The sequence below is a fragment of the Peptostreptococcus anaerobius 653-L genome (assembly GCF_000178095.1).
Lineage (GTDB): Bacteria > Bacillota > Clostridia > Peptostreptococcales > Peptostreptococcaceae > Peptostreptococcus > Peptostreptococcus anaerobius.
On the sequence record NZ_ADJN01000015.1, the window covers coordinates 124298 to 136642 of the forward strand.

At 36.7% G+C, this 12345-nt stretch carries 10 protein-coding genes; 3 read left to right on the forward strand and 7 right to left on the reverse strand.

What is annotated here, in order from left to right; translation table 11 throughout:
* Window positions 1–5 precede the first annotated feature (5 nt).
* The 3 genes from HMPREF0631_RS01795 to HMPREF0631_RS01805 form a co-directional block, all read right to left on the reverse strand.
* Complete coding sequence (locus tag HMPREF0631_RS01795) at window positions 6–2471, reverse strand: cell wall-binding repeat-containing protein (RefSeq protein ID WP_002842957.1); 2466 nt, start codon at window positions 2469–2471, stop codon at window positions 6–8.
* A 188-nt stretch (window positions 2472–2659) separates the two neighbouring features.
* A complete protein-coding gene (locus HMPREF0631_RS01800; RefSeq protein WP_002842887.1) occupies window positions 2660–3406 on the reverse strand; it encodes a TIGR03943 family putative permease subunit in 747 nt (248 codons plus the stop codon).
* Entirely contained in the window at window positions 3399–5048 is a 1650-nt protein-coding gene (locus HMPREF0631_RS01805; protein WP_002843044.1) for a permease, read from the reverse strand. The genes HMPREF0631_RS01800 and HMPREF0631_RS01805 overlap by 8 nt, the downstream gene beginning before the upstream one ends.
* Before the next feature lie 154 nt (window positions 5049–5202).
* On the opposite strand from HMPREF0631_RS01805, the gene HMPREF0631_RS01810 reads away from it, so the two are divergent.
* From HMPREF0631_RS01810 to HMPREF0631_RS01820, 3 genes are all read left to right on the forward strand, one after another.
* Window positions 5203–6243 (forward strand): CobW family GTP-binding protein, encoded by a 1041-nt coding sequence (locus HMPREF0631_RS01810; protein WP_002842901.1) that lies wholly within the window; start codon window positions 5203–5205, stop codon window positions 6241–6243.
* 217 nt (window positions 6244–6460) lie between these two features.
* Window positions 6461–6982 carry an RNA polymerase sigma factor gene (locus tag HMPREF0631_RS01815; protein ID WP_002842914.1) on the forward strand — a complete coding sequence of 174 codons (522 nt, stop codon included), beginning with the start codon at window positions 6461–6463 and terminating at the stop codon, window positions 6980–6982.
* Window positions 6960–8327, forward strand: coding sequence for a hypothetical protein (locus HMPREF0631_RS01820; RefSeq protein ID WP_002843088.1), 1368 nt, complete (start codon window positions 6960–6962; stop codon window positions 8325–8327). The genes HMPREF0631_RS01815 and HMPREF0631_RS01820 overlap by 23 nt, the downstream gene beginning before the upstream one ends.
* 79 nt (window positions 8328–8406) lie before the next feature.
* Here HMPREF0631_RS01820 and HMPREF0631_RS01825 read toward each other — a convergent pair whose 3' ends face one another.
* The 4 genes from HMPREF0631_RS01825 to HMPREF0631_RS01840 all read right to left on the reverse strand — a co-directional run bounded on the left by HMPREF0631_RS01825 (window position 8407) and on the right by HMPREF0631_RS01840 (window position 12282).
* Window positions 8407–9189, reverse strand: a complete 783-nt coding sequence (locus HMPREF0631_RS01825; RefSeq protein WP_002843056.1) for a metal ABC transporter permease — start codon at window positions 9187–9189, stop codon at window positions 8407–8409.
* Window positions 9190–9198: 9 nt separating this feature from the next.
* On the reverse strand, window positions 9199–9852 hold the full coding sequence (locus HMPREF0631_RS01830) for a metal ABC transporter ATP-binding protein (protein WP_002842913.1): 654 nt from the start codon (window positions 9850–9852) through the stop codon (window positions 9199–9201).
* Between the two features lie 155 nt (window positions 9853–10007).
* Entirely contained in the window at window positions 10008–11087 is a 1080-nt protein-coding gene (locus HMPREF0631_RS01835; RefSeq protein WP_002842883.1) for an alpha/beta hydrolase, read from the reverse strand.
* Window positions 11088–11208: 121 nt separating this feature from the next.
* Window positions 11209–12282 (reverse strand): metal ABC transporter substrate-binding protein, encoded by a 1074-nt coding sequence (locus tag HMPREF0631_RS01840; protein ID WP_002842939.1) that lies wholly within the window; start codon window positions 12280–12282, stop codon window positions 11209–11211.
* Between the last annotated feature and the right edge of the window lie 63 nt (window positions 12283–12345).

A 12345-nucleotide genomic window follows, 5' to 3' on the forward strand; every position in this document is an offset into this window, starting at 1 on the left:
ATTATTTACTTTGTATCTAAAATCATATTTATTAACTCTAGGCTTGCTACTTCATTATTTCCTATACCAACCTGGTATACTTTTCCTATCTTCATAGCTGATATGGCATCTCTTTGCTGCTTTTTAAGCTTAGAATGTGCTAGTACGATTGGAGATTTTGTCTTTGCAGCATAGGCTCCAACTGCCAAACCATCTATTAAAGAATCCTCTCTCGGTATGCCATCTTTGGCAACAAAGGCAAATTCTGAATTCCTATTCTTGTAGAAATAGTCTATTATACTTGCATTTGTATTATTTCTATTGTTACCGCTAAGTCTCAATGGATTCTTACTAGACTTTTCTAGTCCTTCACTTAAAGATCCACTTCCCCCTATTATATAGGTCTTTTCAATCTGGCCTATTTCAGTAGGTATATTAGCCTTCATATTATTGCCTACCAATATAATAGGTATATTCTTCTCTCCTGATATTGGTGAAAAGCTGATTGCATCGGCTAATCCCCTTCTTCCATTTACTAGGGCTACTGAGTTGACACTTGTATCTTTAGATTTTGATAACCTAGCGACTTCTTTTGCTATATTTTCACTGGTTTCATACCTATTTCTACCTGCTATTCTCTCAACCTTCATGCCTCTTTTTGAAAGGTATTCACTTATTTTCATAGATACAGAAGAGTCTCCACCTACTACTATGATGTTTTTGGCAGCCAATCTATTGATTTCATTTTCTATATCCGGATTTAACTTGTTCTTGTCTGTTATCAGTATAGGTGCAGACTTTAAACTTGCAAGAGATGTAGCTGTAAGGGCATCTGGCATAGACTTGCTATTTACAAGTACTACATTTTCCGAATTGGTCCAGCCTTTTTTTGATACCTCAACTGCTGTCTTGTACCTATTGCTTCCAGCTATTATATTTTCTCCACTCACCTTATTTTTGGATGTTATGGCCTTTATTACCGGATTAGTTGATTCAAGCCCCCCTATTTTCTTCATATCTACTAGGGAATCATTTATAAGCACAAATGACTCACCTGGGTTGGAACTTGACTTATACATCTTGTATCCGACTACGTCTTTTTCTATGTTTATTGTAGACTTTTGACCAGCCTGTGTATTGTCTATCCTAATACCTATAGCACCCTTGCCATTCAATCTATGGTTGTTGATATCTACTGTTGTATAGCCTGAGTGGTCTACCCTACCTGACTTGAGTAGTAATTTTTTACTGTAGTCATAACTATTAGATACATATGGTATATAGTATATTTCATAGTTTGCCCCCTGAGAATCTGTTGCAAACATAACCCCCTGTAGGACCTCGCCTGCCTCAAAATTAAAGGCATTTGCTACTGTTAGGGCCTTGTCATCCCTAAGATTTGAGGACATAGAATACTCATGCTGGTATATCTTCTGACCCTGGTCCTTTTTTACATTGGATATTGCGTAGTTGTCTGAATATGACAATATATTCTTATCTTCATAAGAGATCCACATATAGCCACCTTCACTATTGTAGTTGCCCCAGCTGTTCTTTACTAGCCAAGCCCCATTTGAATTTGGCCTTGCAAGTCCTGTAAACTTGTCCCTCGGATAGTCATTGTCCCAACCTACAATAGTTATAGCATGGGTCTGACCCTTCTTGTCATCACAGTAAAAGGCATTCTTATCTAGACTCATATACCTCTTATCATCATAGTAACCACTCATAACAGCACCATACTTTAAGATTGCATTCTTGACAGACACCTCATCAGTGGCTACGTTTACTACATCGGTTACACGGTAGTCAAGCATCTTGGCACTATCATAGTTATATGGCTTTTTTGCACCTTGTTCAGTAGTCATCCTACCATTGTAGGGAATATCAGCCTCTAGCTTAGGTCCCATCCAAGATGTAAAGTATCCAACAGAAGTCTCATTTGTAGAACCTTCCGTATCGCCTATATTCCAATTGTATAGTCCACCCTTGCCCCACCATCTCATATGTTCTTCAGAAAGGTCATAGTCACCTAGGCCTGATTTTTTAAGATATGACTCAAGGGTCGCATTTCCGGCAAAGGTCCAGCATATACCTAGACTCTGCTGGTCTCTTACAGGGGTCATGTAACCTAGTGACCTTGGATCATACTTGCTAGATGCAGAAGTATATGTTCCAAAACCGCTCTGCTTTACAAAAGACCTCAGTCTAGTACCCCTAAAATCAAATGTAGTAATATCCATGGTATGGCCATCTTGGGTCTTAACTGGCTTTGGTATATTCACACTCTCCCCATTTACATTGTCTCCACCATTATCATCGCTACCATATATGATATCTACATCATTAAGACTGCTTGTTTCTGGACCATCATAGGCTCTAACTCCAGAGTGTCCTATTGGTCCTGCTAGCATTATACCTGTCAAAAAACAAAGTACAGCCTTCTTAAACTTATTGTCTTTTCTTAATTTCTTATTTCTATTATAAACCATTTATTAAATATCCTTTCACTCTGTACACATATGCAATCTTTCTCATACGCCACAAGCTCTAGACAAACTTCCTTAGTTTAAACCTCTTAAAACAAGGTCGAATTCCTAGCCAAATCATACTTAGCTTCATCAAAAATGCATACACTTGTACTACTACATCTTACCACGAAATCCCAATATATTCAACTTTACTGGATATATACATACTGGTCTGTAGGCTGTCTTGTAGGCTCAAAATCAACATCGCTTATCTGGGCCAACTCCTCATAATTATAGGTAAAAGTCTTCTTTGAACTTATCTTTCCAGTTACCCAATACCACTCGTTGTCCTTTAGTTTTTCATAGCCCTTGCCAGTATAAATAAAGCCACATGGCTGCATATCTGCCATACAACATACCATACCCATCCTGCCTAGGACGACGAATTTTCCCTTTTGGCTAGGATCCTTGAATACCCTTACCAATATTTTAAATTTAACATCCTTATAATTATCCCACATAAGACTAGAGTCATAGTACCACTTTAGGTACTTTGAGTCATCTATCTCTATATAATCCTTTCCAGGCTCCTTTTTATAGACTGTTTTTTCAAAAGTCTTTATATCATAGTCTGGTTTTGGCTGGTTGCTGACAAGGCTAGTCCCCTGAGATCTAACAACAAAGGCATCATTATTTATATAAAAAGTCACCATAAGAGGTATCATAAGGACAAAATACTTGGCTAACTGGTTCATATGCCTTGGCCTAAATAGGCTAGGTATGGAAAATACAGCTATCAATACTAAGACAAGCGCTGTAATTCCCAATATAAGGTTGAACTTTGGATGGACTAGGTCATTTATCCTGCCAGTTGCCAAACTTATACCTATGATAAGAGCCATAAATACCTCTATCAAAATCTGTACTAATACTTCATAATTTATCTTATTATACAAGTTTTAAGCCACCTCCCATCAGTGAAAATACCACAAATGAAATATATACAAGGACTGCTATCAACTTGAATACAAATCCCTTCTTAAAAGTACCCAACATTACGGACAAGTTGGTTACGTCCAACATAGGTCCCATTACCATAAAGGCAAGCAGAGAATTTAAGGGCATAATATTGTAAAATGACCTAGCTATAAAGGCATTTGAAGTAGAGCATATAGATATAAAGAATGCAGCTACAATCATAACCAATACAGATATGGAATTGACCTTATTTACCTGAAGGAATAACCCCTTTGGAACCATTACCTGTAATACTGAAGATATAAAGGCCCCTATAACCAAATAAAATCCCATCTTAAACAACTCATTCTTGGTATGGATAGATATGGCCTCTAGGTATCTCATCCTTCCCTTTAAATTCAGCCTTGCCAAAGACGCCTGACTGATAGAGTACTTATTTATATAATCCTTTATAATCTTATTACCCCATCCGTAAGACCAATCACCCTCAGTATTTATAAAATGGCCTTCAATATTAGATTGTCTAGATTTTCTCTTGTATAAAGTCTCCAAAACCATAAGGGAAAGTCCAGCAAATAAGGCTATCAATAGGCCAAATACCACCCTGTAGACCACCATCATAGGTTGGTTAGGAAAGGCGTATACTGTAGACATTATGACTACTGGATTTACTGCCGGTGAAGCCAACAAAAATGTTATGGCAACTGGAACTGAATATCCCTTTTTTACAATTGATGTCGCAATAGGAACCATTGCACAGTCACAAACAGGGAAAAATACACCTGCAAACAAGGCCGCCAACATAGATTTTGGACTAGTCTTGGCAAATATCCTATTGAATTTACCAGCAGGCACAAAAACCTGTATCAGACTAGATATTATGGCACCAATCAACAAAAATGGAAGAATCTGCACTAACAAACTAACAAAAATACCCATTATCCTCTGAAATGACTCCTTGTAGAAGTTTGGAAATACATACTTAAGACCTATAATCACCATATTAAATACCAAGAACATCATAGCAAATTTGACTATCTCAAGGTCTGATCTCGTCATCTTATCATTTATGATATCTGCCTCTTCCTCAACAAAGAGCTCATCGTCAGTAAATACATCACATGACTTGTTTATAGACTTTATAACACGAAACTTTTGGTCTAAGTCATCTTCATATACAGGTTGGTTGATAACAACTATATCACTGTTTTCTATCTTGTCCACTATAACAGACTCCATATTGGATATATAAGAATCAAAGGTCTTGTAGTCAACAAGGCTGATTAGGTTCTTGATATAGAATCCATCATCAAACTTCATCTCTAGAATATCTGCAATTTCCCACATACCATTGTATTCTACAACTATGTAGTCAGGCTTGTATTCTCCTATCTCCTTGTTTATCCTATCCTGGTTAAAATCATCTTTTTTGAATATGTCAACAGTCCTTATATCTAGACCCTCAACTTCAAAATCTGAATAAGACTCCATACCATATTCGCAATTTATTATTAGTATCCTGTCATAGTATCCTAGGACTTCATTTTTTATTAACTTTTTTATAAAAGTGGTCTTGCCTGACTCAAAAAAACCAGCCACAAGATCAATACATTTTGCCATTACAAGCTCCTTTTCTAATTTTTTTCATAGTCTTACAACCTATAATACCCTATTTTTTTAAACTTTTCATTAACTTTACTATAAATTAAGCTTTAAGTTATATGATAGACAAGAATTATAGATAAGTATTATCATTGGATATTAGGAGGTCATAATGGATAAGACAAAAATAGATATCATATCTGGTTTTTTAGGTTGTGGCAAGACAACATTTATAAAAAAAATCATAGAAGAAGCCAGTGATTTCTCCAACACAGTAATAATAGAAAACGAATTTGGGGAAGTAAATATAGATGGTAACCTTTTGAGAAGACACGGAGTAAACGTCAAGGAAATAACTGCCGGTTGCATCTGTTGCTCTGTATCAGGAGATTTCGATAAATCAATCAGGGAAATAAAGGACAAGTTCCAGCCGGAAAGAATAATAATAGAACCATCTGGCATAGGCAAACTATCTGATATAAGCTCAATATGTATGTCATATCCAGACCTATTTGAAATAAACAAGATGATAACTATACTGGATATAACCAAGTACTTTATGTACCTTAACAACTTTGGCGAGTTCTACTCTGACCAAATAGAACATTCAAATACAATCCTATTCTCTAGGCTCAATATGAAGGATAAAATGGGAATAGACCTGTCTGCTATCAAGGACAGTATAAAGGAATTGAACCACCACGTACATATAATAGATAAAGAATGGAATGAGTTCTCTAGCCTAGACCTACTTGAGTCAAAACTAGATGGACCTAAGGACCACAAGACTTGTGGATGCCATGGACATATCCTAGATGCATTCTCAGATTCATCATGCGGTTGTGGACATAACCATGAAGACCACGACCACCACCATGGAACTTGCTCTCATTCACACGACCATGATTCTTGTGGTCATGACCATACACACAAGCACTCTTCTGATGAGTTCTCAAATATATCAATAAAAGTCACTGAGGCCATGACAGAGGAAAAACTAGAAAATCTTCTAAAAACCCTAGACAAGGACCCTAGCCTAGGTCAAATCATAAGAGCCAAAGGTCAGGTCAGCTCATTTGACCACAACTTAGAATTTGACTATGTGCCTGGTGAGATAAATATATCAAAATCACCTGACAAAAACAAACCTATACTAGTAATAATAGGAAAAAACCTTAATATAGAAAAAATAGAGGACTTGTTTTGTAAATAAATAAGTCTCCTCCCTATAAAACCCTATACAAAATAAAAGTCCAAGATGTAAATCAATACACCTTGGATTTTTTATTTTGAAGTATTATTTAAAAATATATTTTGATGTCACAAACAAAAGATATCTGTGTTATATTTATAGAAAGAATAATCGATTACAAATTTTGCACTACTATTTTAGGCATAATTATGAAACCACACAAGAGGGGAGAGAAAATGTGAAGAAGACTGACTTTGAAAAAATATACAGCCAATACCACAAAAACCTATATATCTATGCCCTTTCACTGTGTGGAGATCCAAACCTATCAGAAATACTTGTGCAGAATACTTTCACAAAGGCCTACCTGTCATATAAGCCGGGTGGCAGTCTCAAGTTTTGGCTATCCAAGGTCTTAAAAAACGAATTTTTAAACCATATTAGACATGAGGCAAAATTTGTAGATGACCCACAACTTGTATTTGACAAGCTCCACTCAGATGACAACCCTATCAACATCTTGATAGAAGAGGAAAATATGAGGGAAATTGCCATCGCCATATCCTTGCTCCCAATCAACCAAAGATCTGTAATAATGTATAGAATATATATGCAGCTCACAGACAAGGAAATATCCCAAATAATCGGAACTAGCGAGGTGAATATAAGAAAAATACGGTCAAGGGCTAGACAAAACCTGAAAAAAATACTAGAGGAAAGGAATATAGGTGATAGATATGACAGACAAAAAAGAAAATAGTATAGACCCTGAACTAGACAAGTTTGAAGAAATGTTTGACAGTGAGGAAAATCTAGAGCTAGAAAAAAAACTAGAGGAATTGATAGACAAGGAAATCAAAAAAAGGATTGTTAGGACAACAAAATCTACCCTATTAAAATTAGCACTTGTGGGGTTTTCGCTGGTATTGATAGTAAATCCTCTGGTTAAATCATTTTATCCTAACTTTAATGACCTATCCAGTAATGAGGATAAACCACTATATGGACTGGAGTCCTACAAGAATGCTCTTGTAGAAAAAATAGAAAATTTGTTTGGGATATACTACTATAACAATGGTTTCTTAAACGATGGATACAATGACTCAAAACTAAAGCATATGGTCGGCCAATTTATATCCAATACAAATCCCTATGCCTTGATCAATTACCTAGGAGTCAAGGACAAGGGCTTTGGTAAATATGAGTTTCATCTGGGTTTTGATGATATACTTAAGGGTTCTAAAAAAAATAACTACTCCATAGCAAACTCTGGCGATGTAAATATATACTATACTAGGGGTAAGTCTGAAAAAACCAGCTACCAATCCCATAGATACCTTTATGACTACACGGCCTATTCAGAACCATACATCGACAAAAAGCAGATGATTGATGAAATAGTAGGTAAGTTACCTGATTCATCACAGGTATTTGCAAGTATAAAGCTAAAGGAACCACAGTCTATACTGGAACTTACTAAAAAATTGGATAAGGATTTTGAATCTGTACCATTTTGGCTAAGAGTGGTATCTCCTGATGAGTACATGGCCATCGAAAAAGAAGATGAGGCTATCAAGAATTCCAAAAAAGATACTCATCCCGAGAATATGTATACTGAGCTAGGCATAAATATGGTATTTCCATACAAGACTGTAAAGGAAAAAAACAAGTACAAGGATATTGATGGCGAAGAATATTCACTGATTAAAACAAGCTTACATAATGAACTCAATACCTTGACTGAAAAATATCTAAAAAATGAGTACCTAAAACAGATAGATTTAATCTACAATAACATAAATATATTCAATGTATTTTGCCAGATACCACTTTCAAGAGATGCTGTTAGCCAGGATTCCAAGTTCGGAATGTCCGCATCTTCAATGATCTTGGAAGAAGTTCCATATGCCCAGAGTGTAAAAGACTATGGACCTGGTGAAGAACTGAATAAATATATAAATAGCATCAAAAAGTCAGATAAAATTAAAACAAATCTATTTACCATAGTCATTGACAAGAATAAACTTATAAAGTTACTAAAGGAAGACTACGTAGAGGGTGCAACTATATTGGATGAAAAATCAAGTGCCTTTTCCAATAGATAAATTATATACTTTTATGGGTAATATCACAAAAATCATAAAAACCCCTAAATGGAAATTCCAACTAGGGGTTTTTAAATGCTTATCTTTTTATAATCATAGAACCAATCAAGGTTATAACTCCTACCATAACTATCGTACCTCCTGGCTTTAGACCATAGTAAAAAGACATGGTAAGACCTATTATGGTAAATACGATGGCAAATATAACTGCTAGTATAACTGTCATCCTGTATGAGGATGAAAACCTCATAGCACAAGCCACCGGTATGACCATAATCGATGACACTATAAGGGCACCAACTGTCCTAGATGCTATAGCAACTGTAAGGGCTGTCAGTATAGTAAATATAAAGTTAACAGTCTTAACTGGTATACCAACTATCCTAGCCCCACTCTCATCAAAGGCCATATGCATTAGTTCCTTATACAGGGCTATAAAGGCCACCATAACAAGTATTGAAAGTACTACCACTAGATAGAGTTCAAAATCTGTAATTGCAACTATACTACCGAATAAGAAGCTTGAAAATCCAGCTGAATTAGAGGTGAACCCAGACAATATACCAGCCAAACCGACACCTGCCGACATGACTATAGATATGGATATCTCTGCATACTTAGGAAACTTCTTTCTTATAAATTCTACTCCAAAACCTGCAACAACCGTTACAATTATGGCCCCCAAGATAGGGTTTATACCTAATAAAAGTCCCATCGCAACACCTGCAAGAGATGTATGAGACAGGGCATCACCCATCATGGACAGTCTCTTTAGGACTATAGTAACACCTATACATGGTATAATCGTAGCCAGTAGCAAACCTACGACAAAGGCCTTTCTCATAAATTCATATTCTAACATGGTTACGCTCTACTCACTTTCTAATTCCACAATCTTGTTGGAACATTTCTTTATTTTCTCTATATCATGGGAAATCATGACTATAGTAAGATTTTCTTTTTCCTGTAGCATCTTCAATAGGTCATACAATACTATCTCAGACTTTTTGTCTATGCCCGTTGTAGGCTCATCCATTATGAGTATCTTAGGCTTGTTGACGATGGCCTTGGCTATTACAACCCTCTGCTGCTGACCACCTGATAGGTCTGAAAACTTCCTATTTTCAAAGCCTTCCATGCCCACCATCTCAAGGGCACGCCTAACAGCCTCCTTGTGGTGCTTCTTTACAAACCTAAAGAGGCCTATCTCTTGGTACATATTCATCATTACAATCTCTGACACCCTAGCTGGAAAATCCATCCCCCTAGACCTGCCCACCTGGGGTACATAACCCACAGAGCTGAGACACTTGGCTAGCTGGGGATCCTCCCCATAAATCCTGACACTTCCATTAGTCGGCCTTAACTGACCTAAAATAAGCTTGATAAGGGTTGATTTACCTGCACCATTGGCTCCTATAATGCCTACAAAGTCTCCCTCATAGATATCAAAATTCAAGTTTTCAAATATGTAATCCCTGTCATACTTAAAGGACAGGTCTTTGACTTCTATTATTTTATTCATTATTTTCTCCAAATTATTAAAACTCATAAATCTTGCAAATTACTTATTCAAGAATGACTTCACCATATATATTATACACCAATCGCCACTGGTTTGCATCTAGTTATCCTATTTCTATAAACAATCTTACTCTAGAAATAATTTATACCCCTTTTTTAGTGGTTTAATTTTCTTAACTTGCTAGTTAGCCAGCCTATATATTCGTACATATACTCATCCTGCTTGTATCCATGTTTCTTGCCCTCTGCAACCACAACATTTACAGAGCCTCCTTTTTTAACTAAACTAGCTATATATCTTTGAGTTCCCTTTGGATTTACAATCTTATCCTTGGTTCCATACGATATAAACTGACTCACAGATTTTGACCCTATATTTTTAGGTAGGTCTAACATTTTGAGTATAGCCTCCCTTTTCTTGTCATCCCTCAGACTTTGAGCATCAAAGCTGGCAAACAACATAGGTACATTGTACTGGTAGGTAAGGCATGGATATATCATAGCGGCTGTCTTTATATGGTCTTTTTCCCTATCTACATCATCCCTTGTATAGTCCTTGGGGAATAGATCTTTGCCGGCTACTATATTTATATGCTGACCTACTAGACACCCTCCCGCTGAAAAACCAAGTAGGCTGATCTTGTTTTTATCTAGGCCATACTTGTGGGCATTGTGCCTAAGGTATCTTATAGACCTTTGGACATCTAACTGGGGTATTGGATACTTGTATGGATTTGACCTATAATGGAGTACAAAGGCATTTATGCCCCTCATCTGAAGGCTCTTTGCCACTTCCTTACCCTCAGCTTGAGACCCATCTATAGTCTTAAATACAAATCCTCCACCCGGTATTATTATAACTGCCTTGTCGCTATTTGAAACCCTGTATGGTATCAGATAAGGCTTGTCGTCATACCTCTCACTTTCATAACCAGGTTTGATCTCACTATGATAGGTAAATGTATCAAGGGCTTCCTCTACATCCTTAAATTTTTCTCCTACTATGCCTGAAGAAAAGGAGAGACTAGGTCGTATACTGGCCCTATCCAATTTCATATCTTCGATCTTTGTCTTTTTACTGTAACCCACTGGCTTGTCCCATATCACTATCCTTTTATCGTAGTCTGCTGTTTTACTTGAAGGAAGACCCAGAGCTTGAGACTTCACAACTCCCGTCATACCAAGGCACAATTGCACAGCCAATAAGACAAGGGCTACTTTTTTTAACTTAAACATAGAATCCTCCCCCACTAATTTTCTTCATCTAATTATTATAGCACATAAAAAAAGACACAAAGGGTAATTTACCGATTATGCCTTTAGTTATATTTATTTTTCTACTATCATATAATATATCTTACTTAAGTGCTGCAAGTATATTTGTTAGGTTTCTCTCCATAATTGAGAAGTAGTCCTGACCATCCTTGATCTGTTCATCTGTAAGACCTTCTATTGGGCTAAGGACCTCTGTCTTTGCTCCAACTTCCTTGGCTATAGTCTCTGATACCTTTGGACTAATAAGCTCTTCAAAGAATATATACTTTACATTGTTCTTCTTGGCAAATTCTGATACTTCCTTCATCTTTGCTGCATCTGGTTCAGAATCAGGACTAAGTCCTTCTATACCAACCTGATTAAGTCCATATGCCTTGCATAGGTAACCAAATGCCTCGTGTGATACTATTATATCCTTCTTTGTTGTCTTTGATAATTCTGCTTTGTACTTGGCATCTAGGTCATCTAGCTTCTTAGAATATGTATCAAAGTTCTTCTGGTAGTAGTCCTTGTTCTTAGGGTCTGCCTTTACTAGACCATCTAGTATGTTCTTCATCTGTGCCTTGGCATTCATTGGAGCCAACCATACATGTGGGTCATACTCGCCATGGTGATGATGTTCATGGGCATCTTCATGGTCATGATGCTTATCTTCAGCATCCTTGTGGTCATCATGCTTGTCTTCAGCATCTTCATGATCGTGGTGCTTGTCTTCAGCATCCTTGTGGTCATCATGCTTGTCATGAGCATCTTCGTGGTCATGATCGTGTTCTTCACCCTTTAATAATTCAATTCCCTTAGATGCCTCAACCTTTGTAAGCTTTCCATCCTTTACATTTTCATCTAACTTGTCTACCCAAGACTCCATTCCAGCACCACTATATACAAATAAGTCTGCTTCACCTATTTTCACAAGGTCCTGAGCACTTGGCTCCCAGTCGTGTGGCTCTGTACCTGATGGCACCAGGTTGACAACTTCAACTTTATCTCCACCTATCTTAGACGTAAAATCGTACATAGGATAGAAACTTGTATATACTTTTAGCTTCGAATCATCGCTCTTTTTTGTCTGACTTGCCTGTCCACCGCTGCAACCTGCAAGTGCAAAAGATGCTGCTATAAATAATGCTGATACCTTTAATCCTAGTTTATTCATATAAAACCTCCTAATTAGCTTAATGCAAATGCATTACTTTTGCATTTTCTTTTCTCTTAAAGT

Coding starts and splice junctions, on each gene's coding strand:
- HMPREF0631_RS01795 (WP_002842957.1), bottom strand. CDS start 2,471: ATGGTTTATAATAGAAATAAGAAATTAAGAAAAGACAATAAGTTTAAG.
- HMPREF0631_RS01805 (WP_002843044.1), bottom strand. CDS start 5,048: ATGGCAAAATGTATTGATCTTGTGGCTGGTTTTTTTGAGTCAGGCAAG.
- HMPREF0631_RS01810 (WP_002842901.1), top strand. CDS start 5,203: ATGGATAAGACAAAAATAGATATCATATCTGGTTTTTTAGGTTGTGGC.
- HMPREF0631_RS01820 (WP_002843088.1), top strand. CDS start 6,960: ATGACAGACAAAAAAGAAAATAGTATAGACCCTGAACTAGACAAGTTT.
- HMPREF0631_RS01825 (WP_002843056.1), bottom strand. CDS start 9,189: ATGTTAGAATATGAATTTATGAGAAAGGCCTTTGTCGTAGGTTTGCTA.
- HMPREF0631_RS01830 (WP_002842913.1), bottom strand. CDS start 9,852: ATGAATAAAATAATAGAAGTCAAAGACCTGTCCTTTAAGTATGACAGG.
- HMPREF0631_RS01835 (WP_002842883.1), bottom strand. CDS start 11,087: ATGTTTAAGTTAAAAAAAGTAGCCCTTGTCTTATTGGCTGTGCAATTG.
- HMPREF0631_RS01840 (WP_002842939.1), bottom strand. CDS start 12,282: ATGAATAAACTAGGATTAAAGGTATCAGCATTATTTATAGCAGCATCT.